This window comes from Nonomuraea jabiensis (assembly GCF_014204795.1).
GTDB lineage: Bacteria > Actinomycetota > Actinomycetes > Streptosporangiales > Streptosporangiaceae > Nonomuraea > Nonomuraea jabiensis.
The window spans coordinates 3,143,311-3,165,054 of sequence record NZ_JACHMB010000001.1 but is presented as its reverse complement, the minus strand read 5'-3'; the positions used below and the strand labels follow the sequence as shown (position 1 = coordinate 3,165,054).

The 21,744-nt window shown below is 69.1% G+C and carries 21 protein-coding genes, 1 tRNA gene and 1 pseudogene; 13 read left to right on the top strand and 10 right to left on the bottom strand.

The annotated features are described in order from the left end of the window. Nucleotides 1-47: 47 nt before the first annotated feature. Nucleotides 48-1,244 (top strand): MFS transporter, encoded by a 1,197-nt coding sequence (locus HD596_RS14030; protein ID WP_185069671.1) that lies wholly within the window; start codon nt 48-50, stop codon nt 1,242-1,244. On the opposite strand, the gene HD596_RS14025 is transcribed toward HD596_RS14030, so the two are convergent. The 4 genes from HD596_RS14025 to HD596_RS14010 form a co-directional block, all read right to left on the bottom strand. Beyond that, the gene (locus tag HD596_RS14025; protein WP_185069670.1) at nt 1,194-3,392 is read right to left on the bottom strand and encodes a heavy metal translocating P-type ATPase; all 2,199 of its coding nucleotides are present in this window, start codon (nt 3,390-3,392) and stop codon (nt 1,194-1,196) included. The genes HD596_RS14030 and HD596_RS14025 overlap by 51 nt on opposite strands. 19 nt (nt 3,393-3,411) lie before the next feature. Continuing rightward, nucleotides 3,412-4,344, bottom strand: coding sequence for a DUF8832 domain-containing protein (locus HD596_RS14020; RefSeq protein ID WP_185069669.1), 933 nt, complete (start codon nt 4,342-4,344; stop codon nt 3,412-3,414). Continuing rightward, nucleotides 4,341-4,553: a heavy-metal-associated domain-containing protein gene (locus HD596_RS14015; protein ID WP_185069668.1), complete on the bottom strand. Its 213-nt coding sequence runs from the start codon at nt 4,551-4,553 to the stop codon at nt 4,341-4,343. The genes HD596_RS14020 and HD596_RS14015 overlap by 4 nt, the downstream gene beginning before the upstream one ends. A 65-nt stretch (nt 4,554-4,618) precedes the next feature. Further along, nucleotides 4,619-5,953, bottom strand: coding sequence for an MFS transporter (locus tag HD596_RS14010; protein WP_185069667.1), 1,335 nt, complete (start codon nt 5,951-5,953; stop codon nt 4,619-4,621). Nucleotides 5,954-6,321: 368 nt separating this feature from the next. Here HD596_RS14010 and HD596_RS61695 point away from each other — a divergent pair, with 368 nt between their 5' ends. From HD596_RS61695 to HD596_RS14000, 3 genes are all read left to right on the top strand, one after another. Continuing rightward, nucleotides 6,322-6,441, top strand: a complete 120-nt coding sequence (locus tag HD596_RS61695) for a DLW-39 family protein (protein WP_020542320.1) — start codon at nt 6,322-6,324, stop codon at nt 6,439-6,441. A 15-nt stretch (nt 6,442-6,456) separates the two neighbouring features. Continuing rightward, a complete protein-coding gene (locus HD596_RS14005; protein ID WP_185069666.1) occupies nt 6,457-7,185 on the top strand; it encodes an HAD-IA family hydrolase in 729 nt (242 codons plus the stop codon). A gap of 15 nt (nt 7,186-7,200) precedes the next feature. Beyond that, nucleotides 7,201-7,273, top strand: a tRNA-Ala gene (locus tag HD596_RS14000). Between the two features lie 263 nt (nt 7,274-7,536). Here HD596_RS14000 and HD596_RS13995 read toward each other — a convergent pair. Further along, complete coding sequence (locus tag HD596_RS13995; RefSeq protein WP_185069665.1) at nt 7,537-7,893, bottom strand: hypothetical protein; 357 nt, start codon at nt 7,891-7,893, stop codon at nt 7,537-7,539. A gap of 322 nt (nt 7,894-8,215) precedes the next feature. Here HD596_RS13995 and HD596_RS13990 point away from each other — a divergent pair, with 322 nt between their 5' ends. Both HD596_RS13990 and HD596_RS13985 read left to right on the top strand, forming a co-directional pair. Further along, nucleotides 8,216-8,821 (top strand): hypothetical protein, encoded by a 606-nt coding sequence (locus HD596_RS13990; RefSeq protein WP_246554447.1) that lies wholly within the window; start codon nt 8,216-8,218, stop codon nt 8,819-8,821. 745 nt (nt 8,822-9,566) lie between these two features. Continuing rightward, entirely contained in the window at nt 9,567-9,752 is a 186-nt protein-coding gene (locus HD596_RS13985) for a hypothetical protein (RefSeq protein WP_185069663.1), read from the top strand. Nucleotides 9,753-10,071: 319 nt separating this feature from the next. Here the strand turns inward: HD596_RS13985 and HD596_RS13980 are convergent, their stop codons facing one another. Both HD596_RS13980 and HD596_RS13975 read right to left on the bottom strand, forming a co-directional pair. Further along, nucleotides 10,072-10,293, bottom strand: coding sequence for a helix-turn-helix domain-containing protein (locus HD596_RS13980; protein WP_185069662.1), 222 nt, complete (start codon nt 10,291-10,293; stop codon nt 10,072-10,074). Beyond that, the gene (locus HD596_RS13975; RefSeq protein ID WP_185069661.1) at nt 10,293-10,784 is read right to left on the bottom strand and encodes a DUF2975 domain-containing protein; all 492 of its coding nucleotides are present in this window, start codon (nt 10,782-10,784) and stop codon (nt 10,293-10,295) included. The genes HD596_RS13980 and HD596_RS13975 overlap by 1 nt, the downstream gene beginning before the upstream one ends. Nucleotides 10,785-12,027: 1,243 nt before the next feature. Between HD596_RS13975 and HD596_RS13970 the strand changes: the two genes are divergently transcribed. Next, nucleotides 12,028-12,177: a hypothetical protein gene (locus tag HD596_RS13970; RefSeq protein ID WP_185069660.1), complete on the top strand. Its 150-nt coding sequence runs from the start codon at nt 12,028-12,030 to the stop codon at nt 12,175-12,177. 107 nt (nt 12,178-12,284) lie between these two features. Here HD596_RS13970 and HD596_RS13965 read toward each other — a convergent pair whose 3' ends face one another. After that, nucleotides 12,285-12,632, bottom strand: a complete 348-nt coding sequence (locus HD596_RS13965; protein WP_185069659.1) for a VOC family protein — start codon at nt 12,630-12,632, stop codon at nt 12,285-12,287. A 469-nt stretch (nt 12,633-13,101) separates the two neighbouring features. Here HD596_RS13965 and HD596_RS13960 point away from each other — a divergent pair, with 469 nt between their 5' ends. From HD596_RS13960 to HD596_RS13950, 3 genes are read left to right on the top strand one after another with little or no spacing between them, the layout of a single operon-like run. Then, complete coding sequence (locus HD596_RS13960) at nt 13,102-14,409, top strand: hypothetical protein (RefSeq protein ID WP_185069658.1); 1,308 nt, start codon at nt 13,102-13,104, stop codon at nt 14,407-14,409. Nucleotides 14,410-14,439: 30 nt separating this feature from the next. Continuing rightward, the gene (locus tag HD596_RS13955) at nt 14,440-15,648 is read left to right on the top strand and encodes an AAA family ATPase (protein ID WP_185069657.1); all 1,209 of its coding nucleotides are present in this window, start codon (nt 14,440-14,442) and stop codon (nt 15,646-15,648) included. Then, on the top strand, nt 15,648-16,859 hold the full coding sequence (locus tag HD596_RS13950) for a vWA domain-containing protein (protein ID WP_185069656.1): 1,212 nt from the start codon (nt 15,648-15,650) through the stop codon (nt 16,857-16,859). The genes HD596_RS13955 and HD596_RS13950 overlap by 1 nt, the downstream gene beginning before the upstream one ends. A 55-nt stretch (nt 16,860-16,914) precedes the next feature. Here the strand turns inward: HD596_RS13950 and HD596_RS13945 are convergent, their stop codons facing one another. Then, a complete protein-coding gene (locus tag HD596_RS13945; RefSeq protein WP_185069655.1) occupies nt 16,915-17,517 on the bottom strand; it encodes a response regulator transcription factor in 603 nt (200 codons plus the stop codon). Further along, a complete protein-coding gene (locus tag HD596_RS64760; RefSeq protein ID WP_221519318.1) occupies nt 17,514-18,782 on the bottom strand; it encodes a sensor histidine kinase in 1,269 nt (422 codons plus the stop codon). Before HD596_RS64760 ends, HD596_RS13945 begins: the two co-directional genes overlap by 4 nt. Nucleotides 18,783-18,971: 189 nt before the next feature. Here HD596_RS64760 and HD596_RS13935 point away from each other — a divergent pair, with 189 nt between their 5' ends. The 3 genes and pseudogenes from HD596_RS13935 to HD596_RS61685 all read left to right on the top strand — a co-directional run. Continuing rightward, a complete protein-coding gene (locus HD596_RS13935; protein WP_185069653.1) occupies nt 18,972-19,550 on the top strand; it encodes a hypothetical protein in 579 nt (192 codons plus the stop codon). Between the two features lie 135 nt (nt 19,551-19,685). After that, nucleotides 19,686-20,294: a hypothetical protein gene (locus HD596_RS13930; protein WP_185069652.1), complete on the top strand. Its 609-nt coding sequence runs from the start codon at nt 19,686-19,688 to the stop codon at nt 20,292-20,294. Between the two features lie 136 nt (nt 20,295-20,430). Continuing rightward, nucleotides 20,431-21,459 (top strand): annotated as a pseudogene (locus HD596_RS61685) (AfsR/SARP family transcriptional regulator); the annotation flags it as partial. Between the last annotated feature and the right edge of the window lie 285 nt (nt 21,460-21,744).

Sequence of the window (21,744 nt, the reverse complement as noted above, 5' to 3'; positions counted from 1 at the left end):
AGAAATTGGAGCTTATATCGGGACAATGGGGGATCGAAGATGAGGGTATGGCACCCCGGCGCATCCTGGCTCAGGCCCAGCTCGCGAACTCCATCGGCGACGGCGTCTACCTCGTCACCTCAGCGTTCTACTTCACCAGGATCGTCGGCCTGTCGGCCACCGAGATCGGCCTCGGCCTCACGCTCGGCTGGGCCGTCGGCTCGGTGGCCGGCGTGCCGCTCGGCCACCTGGCCGACCGGCGCGGGCCACGCGGCGTCGCCGTCCTGCTCGCGCTCACGACCGCCACGGCGGTCGGCTCGTTCCTGTTCGTCCGCTCGTTCGCGCTCTTCGTGCTGGTGGCCTGCCTGTACGGGACGGCGCAGACGGGCCTGTCGGCCGCCCGCCAGGCCCTGCTCGCCGGGCTGATCGCCCCCGAGGAGCGCACGGTCGTGCGGGCAGTCCTGCAGTCCACGCTCAACGGCGGCCTGGCCGTCGGCGCCGCCCTGGGCGGGCTCGCCCTGCATCTCGGCACGCGGCCGGCGTATCTGGCGGTGTTCGCGCTCGACGCCGTGAGCTTCCTGGTCGCCGCCCGGCTGCTGCTCAAGCTGCCTTCTGTCCAGGTCCCGCCGGCCGCGCCCGGGCCCCGGCTGGCGGTGCTCAGAGACCGGCCGTACGCGCTGATCACGTTGATCAACGCGGTGATGCTCTTCTACATGCCGCTGCTCAGCCTGGTGGTGCCGCTCTGGATCGCCTCGCGTACGAGCGCGCCCACCTGGATGGTCTCGGTCCTGCTGCTGCTCAACACCGTCACCGTGCTGCTCTTCCAGGTGCGGGTGGCCCGGCGCGTGAAGGGCCTGCCGTCCGCCGCCCGGTCGGTGCGGTACGCGGGGCTGGTGATGTTCGCGGCCTGCGCGGTGTTCGCGCTGAGCCCGTACGGGTGGCTGTTCCTGCTCGTGGCGGCCGGCCTGCAGGTTCTCAGCGAGATGCTGCTGGCCTCCGGGTCCTGGGAGATCAGCTTCGGGCTCGCCCCCGACCACAAGCAGGGCCAGTACCAGGGCTTCTTCGGCACCGGCGTGGCCGTGGCCAGGATGCTCGGGCCCGTCGTGCTCACCACGCTGGTGCTCGGCGGCGGAACGCTCGGCTGGCTGCTGCTCGGCGCGGCGTTCGCGGCGGCCAGCGCCTCGATGGCGCCGGCCGTCAGATGGGGGCAGCGATCACTTGAAGCGGCGCAGCCGCAGGCTGTTGCTGACCACGAACACGCTTGAGAACGCCATCGCCGCGCCCGCGATCATCGGGTTGAGCAGCCCCAGCGCGGCCAGCGGCAGCGCGGCCACGTTGTAGGCGAACGCCCAGAACAGATTCCCCTTGATCGTCTTCAGCGTCCTCCGCGACAACCGGATCGCCTCCGGCGCCACCCGCAGATCACCCCGGACCAGGGTCAGATCCGCGGCCTCGATCGCGGCATCCGTGCCGGTGCCCATCGCCAGCCCCAGATCGGCCTGAGCCAGTGCGGCGGCGTCGTTGACCCCGTCGCCCACCATCGCCACGACCCGGCCCTCGGCCTGCAGCTTCTTGACCACCTCGACCTTGTCGGCGGGCAGCACCTCGGCGATCACCTCATCGATGCCCACCTCGGCCGCCACCGTCCTGGCCACGGCCTCGTTGTCGCCGGTCAGCAGCACCGGCCGCAGGCCGAGCGCCCTGAGCTGCTCGATCGCCTGGCGACTGGTGGGCTTGATGACGTCGGCCACCACCAGGACCGCCCGCGCCTGGCCGTCCCAGCCGACCGCGACCGCGGTGCGGCCCTTGGCCTGCTCGGTGCCCAGCGCTTGCTGAAGGCTGTCCGGCAGGTACTGCGACCATTCCGCCAGCAGCTTGGGACGGCCGACCAGGACCGCGTGGCCGTCCACGATCCCCTGCACACCCAGCCCCTCGACGTTGGCGAAGTCCTCCACCGTCGCCTTCGACTGGGCCTCGCGGGCGATCGCCTGGGCGATCGGGTGCTCCGAGGCATGCTCCAGCGCGCCCGCCAGCCGCAGGACCTCCTCGCGGTTCTCCCCCTCGGCCAGATGCACCGCCACCAAGGTCATCTTGCCCTCGGTGACCGTGCCGGTCTTGTCCAGCACCACGGTGTCGACCTTGCGGGTCGACTCCAGCACCTCCGGCCCCTTGATCAGAATCCCGAGCTGAGCACCCCGGCCGGTGCCCACCAGCAGCGCGGTCGGCGTGGCCAGACCCAGCGCGCACGGGCACGCGATGATCAACACCGCCACCGCCGCGGTGAACGCCGCCGCCACCCCGTTACCGGTGCCCAGCCAGAAGCCCAGCGTCCCGACCGCGAGCGCGATCACGATCGGCACGAAGATCCCCGAAATCCGATCGGCCAGCCGCTGCACCGCCGCCTTACCGGTCTGCGCCTCCTCCACCAGCTTGGCCATCTGCGCCAGCTGAGTGTCCGCACCCACCCGAGTGGCCCGGACGATCAGACGCCCGCCGGCATTCACCGTCGCCCCCGTGACCGCATCCCCCGGCCGCACCTCCACCGGCACCGACTCACCGGTCAGCATCGAGGCGTCCACCGCCGAGGAACCCTCGACGATCACCCCATCGGTGGCGATCTTCTCACCGGGCCGCACCACAAAGGTGTCACCGACCTTGAGCTGGTCGGTAGGGACCCGCCGGCCGTCGGCCAGCTCCACCTCCTTGGCACCCAACTCCAGCAACGCCCGCAACGCCGCACCCGCACGCCGCTTGGAACGGGACTCGAAATACCGGCCGGCCAGAATGAACGCCGTCACCGCCGCCGCGGTCTCCAGATAGATGTTGCCCGACCCGTCGGTGCGCTCGATCGTGAAGGCGAACGGATGCGTCATCCCGGGCGTGCCCGCGCTGCCGAAGAACAACGCCCATACCGACCAGCCGAAAGCCGCCAGCGTGCCCACCGAGATCAGCGTGTCCATCGTCGCCGCGCCGTGCCGCAGGTTCGTCCAGGCCGCCTTGTGGAACGGCCAGCCCGCGTACACCACCACCGGCGCGGCCAGCACCAGCGACAACCACTGCCAGTTCGTGAACTGCAACGCCGGGATCATCGCCATCGCGACCACCGGCACGCTCAGCGCGACTGCGGTGACCAGCCGCTGCCGCAGCGGCTTCAGCTCGTCCGCGGGTGCTTCGCTCGGGGCCGGGGGAGCCGGCAGTGCGGCGGTGTAGCCGGCCTTCTCCACCTCGCTGATCAGTTCCTTCGGATCGATATCCGCGGGGAAGGTGACCTTCGCCTTCTCCGTCGCGTAGTTCACCGTCGCGCTCACCCCCTCGAGCTTGTTCAGCTTGCGCTCGATCCGGTTCGCGCACGACGCGCACGTCATGCCACCGATCGACAGCTCGACGGATCTGTCCTGGGCCAGGGAAGTCATCACCCCTCCGTTTCCTGATTCAGTGCCCGTGACCACTGGTGCCCGGCTGCGCCGGTCCCGCACCACTCGCCCGGGCGGTGAAGTCCGCGGTACGGACCTTGCCGTCATGCTGGAAATCCAGGAACAACCGGTAGTCGCCGCCGCTGGGCACCTCTGCGTAGAAGGTGATCTCCGGCCCCGCCTTCACGCTCTCCTCCGGATGCACGTGCAGGTAGGCCAGGTCACCGGCCCGCAACGCCACCAGATGCCCGTACGCCCCCAGATACGGCTGCAGGTCAGTCACCGGTCCGCCGTCCTTGCTCACGCTCAGCGTCAGCTTGCTCGCCTGGCCGGGCACGAGATCGCCCTGCAGGGACACCGTGTAGCCGTCCACCGTCGCCGTACGGGTCACCGGGGGAAGGGGCTTCGGCGCGTAGTCCCCCGCCACCAGCAGATCCGTACCCAGCGTCAGGTTACCGCCACCCACCGGGGCGAAGTCCGCGAACGCCCGGTACGCGCCCGGATCGGCCAGCGTCAGCTTCACCGACCACGCCCCGTCGCCGTCCTGGACGGGGTGGAGGTGCTGGAAGCTCGTCAGATCCCGCGACACCACGATGAAGTGCAGCTTCTTGTCATGCTCGACCTGATAATCGGTCACCGGCTTACCGTCGGGTCCGGTCACCGTGAAACGGAAATCGGTCGGCTCGCCGGCCTTGACGGTGGTCAACGGGTTGAGGGTGTAGCCGTTCTCGGACACTTGAAGCCCCCTAGGGGTATCGTTCTTCGTCTGTTCGTGCTCGCCTTGCGGGGCCATCGCCGCGTGGTCCTCGCCTTGCGAGGCCATCGCCGCGTGGTCCTCGACCTGCTGGGCCGGGGCCGCCGTCGGGCCGACCACCTGGCCCACGCCCAGGGCGCCGCCGAAGACGACGGTCAGCCCCAGGACGTAGGCGCCGAGCTTGGCGGCGGCGTTCATGCCTGGCCCGCCAGCTCGTATCCGGCCTCCTCGACCGCGGCGGCGATCTCCGCCCGGTCGACGGGGCCCTCGCTGTCGACCGTCAGCAGGCCGCCGGCCAGGTCCACCTCCACGGAGGTGACTCCGGCGACCTCGCTGACCTCTTCCTTGACCGAGCTCACGCAGTGACCGCAGGTCATGCCCTTGACGATGTAGGTGGTGGTGCTCATGATGTCTCCCTTTTTCCAGTGTAACACCCTACCCCCCTAGGGTATCTAGAAGGGTTTTTGAGGATTCAGCCGACAGGCTCGCTCTCGCGTACGGCCGGCTTGCGCATGAGAGCGGCCGTGAGCGCCGCGCCCAGGACGGCCACCACCGCGGCGCCCGTGAAGGCGGCCTGGAAGCCGAGCTGCTCCTGGGAGGTGGCCAGCGCGGTCATGACCGCCAGGCCGAGCGCGGAGCCGACCTGATAGGTCGTGTTGACGATGCCGGAGGCGAGCCCCGCCTCCTCCGGGCGGGCGCCCGACATGGCCGACATCATCGCCGGGATGTACGCCAGGGACATGCCGACCGCCGCGACCAGGCTCGCGGGGAGCACGTTCGTGGCGAACTCGCCGGTGAACCCGAGCCCGGCCACCCCGGCCGCCAGCACCGCCAGCCCGACCACGATGAGCGGCTTGGCCCCGAACCTGCCCAGCAGCCGGGCGGTGATGCCGATCATGAAGATCATGATCGCCACGGTCATCGGGAGCAGCGCCGCGCCGCTGGCGAACGCGCCGTACCCGAGGACCTGCTGCAGGTAGAGGTTGAGGAAGTACCACATGGGGATCCAGGCCGCGCCGAGCAGGGCCATGGCCAGGTTGGAGGTGGCGAGGCCGGGCGTGCGCCAGATGGCCAGGGGCATGAGCGGCTCTCTGACCGTACGCTGCACGACCAGGAACAGGGCGAGCAGCGCCGCGCCACCGAGGCCGGCCGGCCAGTTCGCGGCGACGATGGCGTACACGACGAGCGCGATGCCCGCGGTGACGGACGCGGCGCCCACGAGGTCGACGGAGCCGCGCTTGCCGCGCACGGCGGGCAGGAGCTTGGTGGCCGCCAGGGTGGCCAGGCCGATCGGGACGTAGATGATGAAGACCCAGGGCCAGCTCAGGTACTCGGTGATCACGCCACCGAGGAACACGCCCGCGGTGCCACCCGCCGGGGCGGCGGCGCCGTACAGTGCCATGGCCTTGCCCAGCTCGCGGGCGTTGTGGCCGAAGAGCATCATGAGCAGCGCCATGGCGGCGGGCGCGATCAGCGCCCCGCCGATGCCCTGCACGGCGCGCCCGGCCACCTCGACCCAGGCGGTGGTGGCAGCGGCGGCGACCACGGACCCGGCGATCAGGACCGCCCACCCCGTGACGAACACCCTGCGCGCCCCGAACAGGTCGGCCAGCCGCCCGCCGAGCAGCAACAATCCGCCGAAGGCGACCACGTAGGCGTTGAACACCCACTGCAGCCCGCCGTCGGAGAAGCCTAAGTCGCGCTGCATGTCGGGGAGCGCGACGCCGATGATGGACGTATCCATGATCACCATGAACTGTGCCGCCGCGAGCACGAGGAGCGCCCACCAGCGTCTTGCGTCAGCCATGACGTGACCCCTTCCTTCCTTGCTACCCCCAGGGGGTATTTCCGGGAACGGCGAGGAACGTAACATACCCCCCAGGGGTTTGTCCAGTTCGAAGTCATGCGCGGCCGGGCGCGATATTTGGCATGATCGAGCTGTTGCCTGGACGAGTGGCCCCCGGAATGAAGGGGGATGGACACGGAGAGGAATCCGAGATGTCGTGCGGGATGGGGTTAACGCAGCTCACCTGGGGCTGACCACTCGTTCTCCGCACATTCCGCGCATCTGGTCCGTGCGCAACACAGGGAGCGCAGCCATCCCTTGCTAGGCTGCATGTCAACCGTTGGGTCTCACCCCGGCAGGTGAGGCCGTCGAAGAAGTGGGGTCACACCGTGAAGAAGCTGCTCGTTCTGGCGCTGATCGCCCTCGGGGGGTTGCTGATCTGGCGTAAGGTGCAGGCCGACCGCGCAGAGCTCGATCTCTGGACCGAGGCGACCGGCAGCGAGAACTAACCGACCGGCGAGGCGATGAGTGACGTCGTCCCCATCAAGCTGGTGTGCCTGGACCTGGCAGGCACCACAGTCGGTGACATCGCCATGGTCGAGCGCGCCTTTGCCGAGGCGATCGCGACCCAGGGCATAGTGCCCGGGACCGGAGCATACGCGCGTGCCATGGTTCACGTGCACCGGTCCCGGGGCTGCCCCAAGATCGATGTCTTCCGTGGGATCTTCCCCGGAAACGAGGCCCAGGCGCAAGCGGCGAACCTGACGTTCGAGCGCTCCTACGAGGGCACTCTCGAGCGGGCAGGTCTCGTCCCCATGCCCGGAGTCCTGGAGGTCCTCGACAAACTCCGCGGCACCGGCATCAAGCTCGCCCTGATCACCGGCTTCAGCCGCACCACCCTGAGCCGCATCCTGAGCGTCCTCGGCTGGCACGACAAGATCGACCTGGCCATCTCCCCCGAAGACGCCGGCGGCCGCGGCCGCCCCTGGCCCGACATGGTCCTGCACGCGGTGCTGCGCCTGGGCGTGGAGGACGTCCGCCAGGTGGCCGTCATCGGCGACTCGGAAAGCGACATGCTCTGCGGCAGACGCGCGGGCGCGTCGATCGTGGCGGGGGTGATGACGGGGGTCCACAGCCGGGAGCGCCTGCTGAAGGGCGGCGCCACCCACATCCTTGACTCGATCGCCGACTTCCCTGGTTTGGTATTGAGCGATGACCTTGGTACGACGCAGGTAGCTTCGTCCGCCCGGTAAGCTATCTTCGTCGAAGGGGCCTTAGCTCAGTTGGCAGAGCGCCTGCTTTGCAAGCAGGAAGTCAGGAGTTCGAATCTCCTAGGCTCCACTGCACGTAAAAGGCCACTTCCTATGATCGGGAAGTGGCCTTTTTGATCTTGTATGCTGCCACCTCAACCGTTCTCTGCACGCTCGCGCTGTTTCTGCGGGATCGGGAAGCCGTAGCGCTGTGAGATCTCCTTGAGGGCTTGAACGCAGGCTGAGGACCGGCGCGTAGTCCTTGTACTGGAGCTTCACGCTGGCGTACGGCTCGTTGGGACATGGTCTTCGATGCCGCCACCTCCGGGATCATGCCCCGGAGGGAAAGGCAGCTCAGATCAGATGCTGAGGCGGTTCGCCCACGAGCGCGGCCAGTTCGTCCTCAGCAACGGTGAGGACGAATCCCGTGCCTGGTTGCCCCGAGTTCCATCCTTGTTCGACGGCCCGCCGGATGCATTCGACGACCAGGAACGGACGGATAGCGATCGTTCGCTCTCCTAGCCAGTTGTCCGGACGGGCGCAGGGGAGTGACACCACAAGAACGGCTCCCGGCTTCTCAGCTCGCTCGACGGCGAAGCTGAGCGGCGCCCAGGCCATGCCCTCGTCGTAGGTCGGCTTGTGGCGGACACGCCAGCGGAAGACGGTGCCGTCGATGGTGATGAGCCGCGAGCCCTTCTTCGGTATCGCCACAGCCGCCTCCAAGCTCTGCTCTTGTTCCGTCACTGTTCCGTGGGAGCATCGGAACCGGGGAGAAGCGACGCGAGACGTCCGCCAGCGTAACCGCTGCTCGCCGACATGATCGAGTTGTTTTCGCGGGTGACCAGATCACGCGTCGGAGAACATGCGCAGTCATGGCTCAACCACCGCTCTTCGCGAAGTGCTGGTTGTCCTTATGCCCACAACGGAGTGCCTTGAGTTGTCACTGGCGTCCGGTTGGATGGAATGCATGACTGCTCACGATGTCGCCCCTCTGTTGCCCGACGTCCTGGTGCTCCGAGATCTTTGCCGGTCTATGGCGGTGCTGGAGGCCGTCCTGAGCCCGGATGACTGGGAGAGTCGCTACCACTCCTTTAGCGCGGGTTGGGGCCCGGCGGAGGAGATGGGGTCGATGCGGAACGGCTCTGGAGACGAATACTCCATTGTCTTCTTGGCCGGCGGCGCTTACATTCGTGGCTTCGATCATGAGGCGGTGATGAGCCCATATCGGAACGACGGGCCATGGCCGGGAGTGCTTGACTCAGTCCCCGATGTCTTCCGCCACTGCGTGGTGGAGCCCGCGTTCTGCGACGAGGACGGCATGCCGGTCGTGACCGCTTGTCTATGGCGCGAGGCCGGTGACGAGGGCTGGCGGGTGGGCGAGATCGACTATCCGGAGGGCGAAAGTGATCCCGACGGATCGGCCCACCTGTTCGCGCTGCTCACCGATCCGACGCCAAAGGCGTTCCAACGGTTCGCTGAGGACTACTACCAAGTCCGTGTGGATCTCGATGCGGTACAGCACGTCTATGCGCTCCGCCCGCTGACGCAGGCGGTCGTCACCGCGTTGAACGTCGACGTCGCGCTGAAGGACCTTGCCGAGGACCTCGCGACAGCCCTGTATCCATCGCACCTCGGATGAGGCCTGCGCACGCCGGACGTTGTCCAGCAGCTTGGTCCAGCAACATCGCCTTACGCGATCGCACTCTGGCAGGGCGTACCTGGCGCTTGAGCAGGACAAGAAGCTCTCAACGTTGTGGCTGACTCCCGTTTGCAAGCTGGAAGTCAGGAGTTCGAAACTCGCAGGCGCCACTCATATGAAAGCCCAGGTCAATGTCGATCTTTGTGGGGGGCTGGCTCTGAGGCCCGTGCCTGTTACGTGCCCGAGTGGCTTTCTTTGCCAGTGCGGTGTGTGTGAGGGCGTCAAGCTTGCGCGGCACTTCGCGCTGGCGCTCGTCGGTGGAGTGCTGGTAGATGAGCCCGGCCCGGGTGCTGGAGTGCCCCATGAGGGTCATCAACCTGTGCCGGCGGTGTGCCGCAGATCGTGGAAGTGAATCTTCGACACGCCCGCGTCTTCGAGCGCCTTGGCTCAGACGCGGCGGTTGAAGTTGGTGTTACTGAGCGCCCCGTTGTCGGGTCCGGCGAAGATCAAGCCTTCCGGTCGGTCCTGAGTGAAGGCTTTCACATGGATGCCTCCCCAACTGGCTAGGACGTGAGCAGTAGCCGCCCATGCACGCGCCATTTTCGTCGACAGAAATATGGATAAACGTGCAAATTACGCAAAACTCCAGCTTTATTTGCAGCGGCTCACGTATGGCGGCCGGGACACTCCTCCTGTGTCGGTGTCTCTTATGAGGTCCGCCCGCTGCTCCAAATGGACCGTCATCATGGCCAGCTCCGGATCGATCTTCCTGGGCCCCGCAGGCTATCTGCAGATCCCGCTGTACCGGCAGATTTGGTTGTTAACGCCGCTGATCATCGCTTTCGCTTGGCTGTGGGCGTGTCTCTGGAGCTTCACCACGGTCATCTCGTACCTCTCGGTCCAGGCGTATGCGCGAGCAGCAGTCGCGTGATCGTGGCCGTGACCCTTGGGGCGGTCGTCTGGAGAGTCGATTGGAAAACCACGTTCATCGACAGCACGCTGCAACTTCATCAGGGACCTTTGCCGAGCTTGCCGCCGCCTACCGGGAGAGGCCGCCTCTCGACCCTCCCTGGTGGATGAAGTACCTATCGGTCGACGGACAAGTCCAGGCGCAGACGCACGGACTCTATTTGCCGATCTACGTAGATGAATGGAGATCAGAGACCGGATCGGGCCTCGCTTCGGCGCTGCGGTCGACGTGCCGGGTCAGGCCGGTGGTGCCAGGCGTTTTACGCCCGCTCTGGGGCACGTCATCCGCCTGCGGCGTCCTCGGCCTCCCAGCGCAGCAGGTCGCCCGGCTGGCACTTGAGTACCTCGCAGAGCGCGGCGAGCGTCGTGAAGCGCACCGCCTTGGCGCGGCCGTTCTTGAGTACCGCCAGGTTGGCGGGCGTGATCCCTACGCGATCGGCGAGGTCGCCCACGGACATCTTCCGCTTGGCCAGCATCACGTCGATGTCGACGACGATCGGCATCAGATCACCTCGTCCAACTCGGCCTGCAGCTGCGCCGCTTCGACGTCGCGCGCGACGGCCTGGGCGAGCAGCATCCGCAGCACGAAGACGATGAGTGCGACCCCCAGGATGGCCAGGCCAATTCCGGCCATGATGACGGTGACGCCCGGGTCGTCCCGCTGGCCCGGCGCGTTGATAGCCGTGACCGCGAACCACAGGAAGGCGGCCGCCACGATCGCGCCGATCACGGCGTCCACGTACCGGAAGGCGGCGTGGGAGAACACGGTTCCGCGTCGCACCATCGTCACCAGCCGCCATACGCTGACCAGGGCGACCTGGCCCGACACCATGCCCAGGATCGCGATCACGCGGAACGCGGTCAGCGGGAGCGACCCGTCCTCCGGGTCGCTCCCGCTGACCAATGTCCACACCATCAATGCCTGTACGAACACGGTGCCAGTGAGCAGCACCACGAGCACGGCGCGAAGCGCACGCACTGCCAGCTTTCCCATGACTCATCCTTCGATCGAGTTGCGATGAGAATCTATCGAATTTCGATAGGTGAAGCAAGGGTGGGGGGCGGAGGGCTGGCGGCGGTTTCGTCCGCGGCGGGACGCCGTCGCCCCCTGCCGGGGCATGGCGTTCGCACGAACCGCCTTGATCTTGTCGAAGTCGGCGGCACCCCCGCCCCGTTCAAGCCTCGACGTTTACCAAGACTCCGACCGGCGCGGATGGGCCGGTCACGCACAAGGCGCGTGTCGTTCAGCAGCAGACGTCGGCTGTTCGACGTCCTGCCGTCCCCGCGTCGAGCTGGACATCGTACGGGTCGTCGACACGACAGCCTTCATGAAGGGGCGGACCTTACGCCCGGTGCGACATCAGAACGGCGGAGACGAGACATGCTCCGGAGAGGCCTGAATCTGACTGCTCCCGCACCCGCAACCGTGCGGCGACCGCCCCCGCGTACTGCCATGATGAAATTTCTCAACGTTCCAGGCAATCGCTCAGCCGTTGATATAGGTAATGCGGACAACAATCTGCATAATTGGACATGCTCTAAATTGAGGCCCTTGTCAGCATCTGATAACTTGTGTACGATCACTTCCGTCGAGCCCTGGCGAAACCAGAATCGCCTGGGATTTCGCGTTCGGAGGTGTTCCATGGCTTCAAAAATTAGAGCACGAAAAATGCTCATCACTGCGGCGGTGATTGCCGCCGCCGGCCTCGCATTTGCAAGCCCCGCCCACGCCGTGGACGAAACGCCCGGCGGAGGCCAGGTCACGACCAACGGCTATACCTGGTCCAACTAATATTGAAAGGTCGCAGTGTCGAAAATCGACAAATCCGCCTGCCGACTTCGAGAACGAAGCCTGCCGGAGACGCAATACAGAAGGCCATTCCTTAGCGGGAGCGCCAACAGCGGCCCAGCGCCTTCAGGTCTCCTCATCAGGTGAGACGCTGACGGAGATCGTCGCCTGCTTCGGCATCGAAGCTCGCCAGCCACACCTCGCCTGGAACAGGTGTTGTCGGGGGCTCCACCCCACAGACGATCTTGGTGCGGGGCGCTCGTCCCATTAACCCTTGATGATCTTCTGTGACGAGCGCTGAGGACGTCGGTGATCCGCTGGTCTGCGTCGCAGGTGGCGTGCTGGTAGATGAGCGCGGCGCGGTCGCTGCCGTGCCCCATGCGCGCCTTGAGGTCCGCCAGGATCGTGCCGGACCGGGCGGCGAGCGTGCTGCCGGTGTGCGGAGATCGTGGAAGTGCAGGTCGCGAAGTCCCATCTCCTTGAGCGCTTCCGTCCACCTGGCCTTGCACCGGAAGTTGCCGCCGCGCGGGAACTCGCCGCGCTTGCCGAGAAGCAAGAAGGCGTGGGTGGCGAGATGTTCTGTCAGGGGCCGGGATGATGGCCGAGCGGACGCTGATCCTGGCGCTTGGCGGCCCGGCATTTGGGCGGGCCTAGGCCGGCGAACATCGGGCGTATGCCATCAAAGAGTGAGTGGCTGATCTCCGATCAGGGCGTTGGCGCGGTCTCGCCTCCTATGCCCATCTCGTTGCCGTCGGCGTCGTGGAAGACCCACTTGCAGACGTTGCCGTGCTGCTCCTTGCCCGCCGGCCGCAGCCCGCGTTCTGCGATCCGGTCCACCTCAGACACCGGGTCGTCCACCCAGATCATGCTCACGCCGCCTCCGGCGCGAGCGGCGTCCTCGATGACGTACACGTACCGGTCCTCGGCCAGTTGCCACACCGCTTCGACGTCGTTGGGCCAGAACGCCGGGTCCTTGCCGAGGAGCCTGGTGTACCACTCCACGGCACTCTTGCAGTCGCGGACGGGAATGCCCGCGAAGATTCCCACTGCCACTGTCGGATCTCCTCTCCGTTGGGGCCGGGAAGGCCCGGCTCTCCGAAGGAGTGGACCCCGCGCGTCCGCAAAAGTCATCGCGGGCCGCGTCAGGTGCGGGAGACCGCCTTGTCCAGTTTCCATGGGCTAATGCTCTGAACTGCGCACTTTGATGTCACCATCGCGCGCCCGCCAAGGTTCATGGCACGCGCTCAAGGATCGCGTTGGTGAATGGCGGCGGATGTCGCGCTCTGTTCCCTCTGCCGCAAGGCGAGTACACGTGCCCATGCTGCTTCACCCGAGACGACCATGATGCGGACGTAGTGGGCGACGGTCACAAAGGAAGCTCTCAAGCCGCCCTCCCCATAGCCTGATCGTGGCCGGCGTTGCCGGAGCCGCTCTTCTCGCGCGGACCGGAAGACGCTACGCTGATCACGATGAATACCTCCTACATCAGATTGGGGGCCCCGTTCGCGCAAGGTGAGTGCTGATGCCGCACTCGACCCCGAACGAGGATCCCCGCCTTACCCTCTGGCTGCGCGTGCGCGAGTTCGCCGTGCCGCCCCCCATGATCGAGTCGGCGACCGCCCGCCGTGCCACCGGAGACTGGGCAGCGGCCTGTGCGGCAGCGCACGTGGATGTCGATCTCGACCTGCGCCGCATAGCGCGCCTCCACGGCCAGGAACTGGCCACCCATCTCCGCACCGACCTCCGCCACCTGGCACCTGACCTGCTGCGCTGGCACATGCCGAGGATCGCCCCCAACGGCCTGCTACGTCCGGGGCTGACCCTGTCGCTGGCCCGGTACCACGAGGGGGACAATACGGTTCACCTCGTGGCCAGGACCCCGCCGGCCTGGGCGGATGCCGGGCAGCGGATCAGCCTGGCGCTCTGGGACGGTTCCCGGTCCGGACCGCATCCGCACCCCCATCCGAATCGGCGCTTCCGCCTCGACCTGCATCGCCACCTGTGGGATGCGCGCAGGGCCGGTGAGCTGCGTACCCGTTCCGAAACGGCGCCGCACGCGCGGGGCTGGGCCGTCGATCGGTGGCCGGCCGAGGCCCGGTTGCTGCTCCGTGCCGAGGGGCAGGACGGGGGTACGGTGGCCGTCCGGGTCGGCGGGCGGCGTCAGGTGCTCGTCGATGTGGACGCGTCCCGGGCCGGCGACAGAGGACCCGCGCCGCCGCCGATCTTGCCTGACGCGGCGACCTGGGTGCTGCCCGACCTGGCGTTGCTGCGTGCCGGGCTGATCGAGGCCGGCAGGCTGCACCCGCTCGTCGCAGCGGCGCTCGTACCCGGCCATTCGCCGGACGCCAGGCCACGCGGCCGCCAGAGCGAGAACGGGCCGCGAACGGTCGAGTGCCGCGGCGCCCGGCACAGGATCGCGCTGGTGAACGGCGTGCTGGTCGCCCTGGATCACGACGCGAGCGAGATCCGGCGCGAGAAGCTGCTGGCCGAGTTGACCGGCACCCCGTTGCCCTGTTTGCAACTGATCGAGGAGGCCCACCGCTCCCCCGAGTGCCTCCTCGACGTCCATGCGCGGCTGGAGCACGGCGACGCCGCGGGCGCGCAGGCCACCGTCGACGGTCTCCTCGGACCTGGTGCGCAGCTGCCAGAAGGCGCGCTGCGCGACGCACTGGAGAAGGCGGCGCGGCGGCGGATCGACCACGGGCTGTTCCGTGCCGGGCTCGGGCCGGAGGCGGGACCGGCCAAGCGGCCGGAGCCGGGACTGGCCGAGCGGCCGGACCGCCGCTCCCGTAAGGGCCGGGCACGCCCGCGCCACGCCACGTTCCGCTGACACTTCCTAGACCTCAAAAGGTGATTAATCATGCTTACGTCTGTTCATGCCTCGCGCCTTGAAGTCGCCGGCGAGCTGCTGTCCCTGCTCCGCGACACCACCACGGAGCCACGTACCGACACGCAGTTGGAGGCCCTGACCCTGGCGGTGGCGGCCGACCTGCCCGTCCTGCTGTGGGGGGAGCCGGGGATCGGCAAGACCGCGGCGCTGCAGCAACTCGCCGACACGCTCGACCTGCCGCTCACGACGGTGATCGCCAGCGTGCACGAGCCGTCCGACTTCTCCGGCCTGCCGGTGGTCGGTGACGACCCCGCCGCGCAGGGCGTCCCGATGGCGCCGCCGGATTGGGCTGTACGTCTGGTTCGCGCGGGCCGGGGGCTGCTCTTCCTGGACGAGCTGTCCACGGCACCGCCCGCCGTACAGGCCGCCCTGCTCCGCCTGGTTCTGGAACGGCGGGTCGGGGCCCTGCGGCTCCCGACAGGTGTCCGGATCGTGGCGGCCGCCAACCCGCGTTCCTCCGCCGCCGATGGCTGGGAGCTGAGCCCGCCGCTCGCGAACCGCTTCGTCCACCTGCAATGGCGGCACGATCACGATGTCGTCGTACGCGGCCTCGGCGGGACCTGGCCGCGCGCGAGCCTGCCGTGGCTGGATCCGGAGCGGCTGTCCGAGGCGGTGACGTTCGCCCGGCGTGCGGTGTGCGGGCTCCTCGTCGCCCGCCCCGATCTCGTGCACCGGCTGCCGAACAACGAGGCGCACCGGGGCGGCCCGTGGCCCTCACCTCGCAGCTGGGAGATGGCGTTGTGCCTGACCGCCTTCGCCACCGCGGCCGGCGCGTCCAAGGACGTGCTGTCCATGCTGGTCAGGGGCACGGTGGGAGACGGTCCTGGGCTGGAGCTGCTTGCCGCCATGGATCGGATGGACCTTCCCGATCCCGAGGTGCTGCTGGCCGACCCGGAGGCGGCCGAGCTGCCGCAGCGGGGTGACCTGCGCCAGGCCGTACTTGACGGTGTGGTCGCGGCCGTGCGGAAGCGGCCGGAGAAGGGCCGGTGGGACGCGGCATGGGCGCTGCTGGTGCGAGCGCTGGAGACCGGCGCCCCGGACCTGGTGGTCGTGCCCGCCTCCACGCTCGCCGGGCTGCGCCGCGCTGACTGGAAGGTCCCGGCCTCGATCGAGAGGCTCGCCGGGGTGGTCTCCCTGAGCAGGAAGGCGGACGAGGTCGCGGCGCGGGTGGCGGGCTGATGGACCTCGAGAAGCTCTTCACCGCCCGGTTGTACGCCGCGCGGGCCCGGCCCTATCTGGCGACTGCGCTGTTCGCGCTGCACCCGGTGGAGTCGCGGTCCGTGCCCACGATGGCGGTGGATCGGCATTGGCGGTGTTACGTCTCACCGGCGTTCGTCGCGGGGACCCCCGTTGAGCAGCTGGCGAGCGTGTGGGTGCACGAGGTCTCCCACCTGCTGCGCGACCATCACGGCCGCAGCGACCGGGTCGCCCGGCAGCGGGAGCTGACGGGACGGGGAGAGCGGCTGCGGATGAACATCGCCGCCGACTTCGAGATCAACGACGACGTGTACGGTGACGGGCTGGCCTGGCCTGATGACGCCGTCCAGCCGAAGATGCTGGGGCTGCGCGAAGGCGAGCTCATGGAGGACTACCTGCGCCAGTTCCGGCTCGGGCCGTATACGCAGGGGCTGGTCTGGCTGGACTGCGGCAGCGGCGCCGACGGGCTGGAGCGGGAGTGGGATCTCGGGCCGGAGGGCGCGAACGGGCTCAGCGACCACGAGCGGGAGGCCGTCCGGTTCCGGGTGGCGCAGGGCATCAACGCCCATCCGGGGAACGTGCCCAAGGGATGGCGGCGGTGGGCGGAGGAGGCCTTCCACCCGCCGCAGCCGTGGCGGGAACTGCTCGGCGCGGCCATCCGCTCGGCGGTGTCGGGACCCGGCGTGGGCGAGGACTACACCTACGGCAGGCCGCCGCGGCGCTCGGCCGGCCTGCCCGGCGTCATCCTGCCGAGCCTGCGGCGCAGGCCGCCGCGGATCAGCGTGGTCATCGACACCTCCGGGTCGGTCAGCGACGCCGAACTGGGGAGCGCGCTGCTGGAGGTCGCCGCGATCGTCCGCGCCGTGGGCGGCCGGCGCGACCTGGTCAGCGTGCTGTCCTGCGACGCGGCGGCCCGGGTCGCACAACCGCTGTGCCGGTCCGAGGGGATGACGCTGGTGGGCGGCGGCGGCACGGACCTGCGTGCGGGCATCGCCAAGGCGCTGCGGGCGAGCCCGCGGCCGGATGTCGTCGTGGTCCTGACCGACGGGCAGACCCCGTGGCCGCAGGAACGGCCGGCGTCCCGGATGGTGGTGGGGCTGTTCTCCCGGACCAGGCGGTCGTACGACGAGAGCGATCCCGGCTACGTGCCGGACACGCCGCCCTCGTGGGCGCGGGTGGTCGACATCGGCTAGGCACGTCGGCCTTGGCGGTCCTGCGCTTCGCCTCCGGTGCCGCGCGGAATGATCCTCAGATCCAGCCTTCTTCCCAGGCTCGGTGGGCGGCGGCGTGGCGGGAGCTGACGCCGAGTTTGGCCATGGCCGCCGACAGGTAGTTGCGTACCGTGCCGGGCGCCAGGTGGACCTGGGCGGCTATCTCCCGGATCGAGGCCCCGGTCCGGGACGCCCGCAGCACCTCCAGCTCCCGATCGCTGAGCGGGCAGTCGTCCTCGGTCAGGGCCGAGGCGGCGATGTCGGGATCGACGTAGCGCCGTCCGGCGGCAACGTCGCGGATGATCTCCGCCAGCTTCGTGGCGGGGGTGGTCTTGGGCACGAACCCGCTCACACCCACCGACAACGCGCGGCGCAGCACCCCCGGGCGGGCGTGCCGTGTCACCAGGATGATCTTGATGGAGGACTCCGCCCTGATCTCCTCAGCGGCGCGCAGGCCGTCGGCCGGCGGCATCTCCAGGTCCAGTACGGCGATGTCAGGCTTGTGCTCGCGGGCCAGGCGCACGGCGTCGGTGGTGGTGGCCGCCTCGGCGGCGACGGTCAGGTCCTCCTCCAGCTCCAGCAGCGCCGTCAGGGCACCCCTGATCAGGTCCTCGTCATCGGCGATCAAGAGCCGGATCATCGCGCCTCCGGTTCGGTGGCCGCTGCGGCAGTCCGGGCGTTCGCGGATTCGTGGCCGGTTGTCTCCACCGGCAGGGAGGCCGCCACGACGAAGTGGTCGCCGTCGCGCTTCCAGGTCAGCTCCCCGCCGGCGGCCTCCAGCCGCTCAGCGAGCGTCCGCAGGCCGGTACCCGGAGCGGCCTGCCGTTCCGTGCCGGGATGCTCGGGCGCGCCATCGTTGGCGAACGTGAGGCGGGCCAGGCCGCCGGTGATCCGGTAGCCGACCTCGGCGTGCCGGGCGCGGCTGTGGCGTAGCACGTTGGTGGTCGCCTCCCGCATCACCAGGCCCAGCAGGCGCGGGCCCGGATCGGGAAGGATGCCGGGGACGGCGGGCGGGTCGAACTCCACCCGGGCGTCGATGCCGGCCGCGGCAAGCACTCTGGTCGCGTTCCCGATCTCCTCCTCCAGCGTGACCCGGCGGTACCCCTGGACGACGGCGCGAGTGTCCCGCAACGCGTCCGCGGCCAGCCGCCGTACCTCCTTCATCTCCGCGGCCGCCCGCGCGGGGTCGGCCCCCGCCAGCCGCGCCGCCAGCTCGCTCTTGAGCGCGATCACCTGCAGGTGGTGGCCCTGGATGTCGTGCAGATCGGCGGCGAAACGCAGCCGCTCGTCCTTTACCGCCAGCTCCGCCGACAACCGGCGGGCCAGGTTCAGCCGCTCGGCGACGTCCCATGCCCACAACATGCCGAGCGTGACCCAGCCGGTGAAGACCACCAGTCCGGCCGGAAACGCCGCCGCGAACACCGATCCCTGCCCCGACACCGCGGCCGTGACCCCGCCGAGAACGGCCGCGCCCGCCGCCGTGGCGGCGATCAGCAGCCACCGGCGCCGACCGGGTATGAACGTCGCGATGATCGAGACCATCATGGCCGGGCCGAACGACCAGAGCCCGTAGTCCCGCAGGGCGAGCAGGATCGCGCCCAGCACCATCGCGCCCGCACCTCCGGCCACCAGCCATCTCACCGGCGGTGGCCCGGCCGGGTCGCTGCCCGGCGACTCGACGGGGATACGCGGGAGCCGGCGGCTGACGGACACCCCGATGGCCGCCATCGTCACCGCCAAGGCGGCCACGGCGGCGAGCCGGACCGTGACCGGCACCGCCGTGTCCATGATCCGGCTCCTGACGCTGAAGATCAGGAAGAACGTGGTGACGCCGATGAGACTCCACCACGTGTAGCGGCGGAAGTTCGTCAGCCCCGTTCCGGGATCGACCGGCACGTCACGCACCCGGCCATTGTCGCAGCAATCCATCGCGTCGGCCCTTTGCGCCTCACCTCGGCCCCAAGATGACAAATGTCACGCGATCATGTGACATGTCCATCCTCTGACATGCGGTTTCGGCGCTACCGAGAAGACCCTCGTGTCGGCGAGCCTGGAGGTCGTCCATACCTCCCCCCCGTATCAAGGAGGATTCCGATGCAGGCAGCGAACATCGCACCCGCCCCCAAGCGCCGGATCCACGTGCTGACGGGCCGCTGGCCGACCGCCGTCGCCCTCGGACTCACGTTGCTGACGGTGAGCAGCGGCAGCGACCTGAGCAGCGAGGTGAGGAGCCTCGCGCAGGTCCTTCCGGCCCTGCCGCTGCTGTATCTCGCCGTCGCCAAGCTGGGCCGGCCCGCGCTGTCGTGGCCGCTGCTGGGCGTCGGAATGGTGATCATCATCGGGGCGCGGCTGCTGGATCTGGTCGCGCCGTCCACCGTCCTGCTCGCTCTCGCCCTGGTCGTGCTGGTCTGGGGCCTGATCGACGGACACTCGCGCCGGTCCGGCGCCTTCAGGATCCAGGCGATCGGCATGATCGGGTTCGGCGCGCTGGCGCTGGCAGGGCTGGCCCTCGACCCGGAGATCGGCCGGTACGTGGTGGCGGCCGGATGGTTGCTGCACGGCGTCTGGGACTTCGTGCACCTGCGGCGCGGCAAGGTCGTCAGCCGCTCCTACGCCGAGTGGTGCGGCGTGCTGGACGTGCTGATCGGGCTCGAGCTGATCTTCCTGGTGTGACGCGCGGTGGTGCCGTCGTCGCCGGCGTGGATGCCGGCGGCGATGAACCCGGGCAGAGTGCAGCACAATTGATCCATGGGACACCCTCGGCAACCCGGTCCGCGGGAATACCCCGGTGTGGTCTCTGCTCTGGTCGTGATCCTGGCAGTGCTCCTGCCGGGCGGCTTCACGTTCAGCTTGTACAGGTATCTGAACCCCCCGGCCGCGGCCTCGCCGACAGCAGATCCCACCCCCCAGCCCAAGAGACCGCGCCCCAGCGAGAAAGAGCGCCCGGACTCGCCGATCGACGCCGGCGAATACGGCGACTGGAACTTCCGCCTGGGCAGTGTCACGTTCAAGGCCGAGAAGGTGGGCGGCTGGACGTATGACTCCTGCGCGCCGGTGGACAGGCACGGCGTGCTCGCCAAGAACAGGTGCGAGCACGCCGTTCAACTGGCCTATGCGGCCTACCGGGGCCATCTCACGGCGGTGCAGGTCATCATGTCCTTCCCCACCATGAAGGCGGCCAGGGCCACGGCCGGGCGCCTGGCGAACTCCTCCGGGGCTGTGAAGTGGCGCCGGGACAAGATGCTCGGCACGTACGTCTACGCCAAGCGGCGGGTGACCTCGAGCGGGAGGTACGTCCTCCTCACGGTCGTCACGGCCGACAGGACAGCGCAGGCGAAGGCCACGCGGTTCCAGCACTACCTGCACGCGGATCGCTCGAACAGCTTTCTCTTCCGCGACCCGACCGCCTCGGACTGAACGGTCACGCCGCTCGCGTCTGACTCGTCCGTAAGCTGAGGGTGTGTCCCCCGCTCTGGTCCTGCTCGACGGCGTCCGCTGGCAAGGTGTGCGCGTGGTCGGCGATCGTGCGCAGACCCTGCTGTCCCTGCTCGCCATGCACGGGCGTGCAGGCGTCAGTGACGAGCGCCTGGTCGAGGAGCTGTGGCCGGATGAGGCGCCGGCCAATCCGACGAAGGCGCTGCAGGTGGTCGTCTCGCGTACCAGGGCGGCGACCTGTGCCGATGTCGTGGTGCGGATGCCGCGTGGGTACCGGCTCGGGCTGGCCGCCGATCAGGTGGACGCGCTGCTCGTCGGCGCGCTGGTGGAGCAGGCGCGGGCCGCACTGGGCGAGGACGACGTGGCGCTCGCGCGTCGCCGCGCCGAAGAGGCCATGGGTCTCGTGGCCGGCGGCCCGGACGGTGCCACGGGCGCGCTCGCCGAGCTGAGGGGGATGGCGGCGAAGTGGGCGGCCGAGGCCCGGCGGGTGGCGGCGATCGCGCGGGGCAGAAGCGGCGCTCACGAGGCCGCGCTGCCGCTGCTGGAGGAGGCCGCGGCCGATCGGCCGCACGACGAGGAGCTGCTGGCCTGCCTGCTGCGGAGCGAGGCCGCCGTACGAGGTGCCGCCGCCGCCCTGGAGCGCTACGAGCGGTATCGCGCGGGCCTGGTGGCGCGGCTCGGCACCGGACCGGGGCCCGAGCTCGCCCGCGTGTACGCCGAACTCCTCGCCGCGGATCGGCCGGTGCGCGCCGGCATCCTGTTCGACGGCTCCTCGCTGCTCGGCCGCGATGACGACATCCGAGCGGTGCACGCCCTTCTGCGGACCAACCGGGTGGTCTCCATCATCGGCCCCGGCGGGCTGGGCAAGACGCGGCTGGCTCATGTCGTCGGCAGGGACGTCACGCAGCCCGTCGCTCACTTCGTCGAGCTCGTCGGCGTGTCCTCCCCCGAGGGCGTGGTGGGCGAGGTGGGCTCGGCGCTCGGGGTTCGGGACTCGGTCAGCGGGCGTCGGGTCCTGACCGCCGAGCAGCGTTCAGACGTTCGCGCCCGCATCGCCCAGCATCTCGACCAGGCTCCGGCGCTGCTGATCCTGGACAACTGCGAGCACGTGATCGAGGCCGTCGCCGACCTGGTGGCGTTCCTGACCGTGACGACCCGCGACCTGCGGGTGCTCACGACCTCGCGCGCCCCCTTGTCGATCCCCGCCGAACGCGTCTACCCGCTCGGCGAGCTGCCCACGGGCGACGCGGTGGAGTTGTTCCGCCAGCGCGCCACGGCCGCTCGCCCGGGGGTGCGGATCGACGAGGCAGTGGTCGAGGAGGTCGTCGCCCGCCTCGACGGGTTGCCGCTCGCGATCGAGCTGGCCGCGGCCAAGGCACGGGCGATGTCGGTGGAGGAGATCGCGCGGCGGCTGGCGGACCGGTTCGCCCTG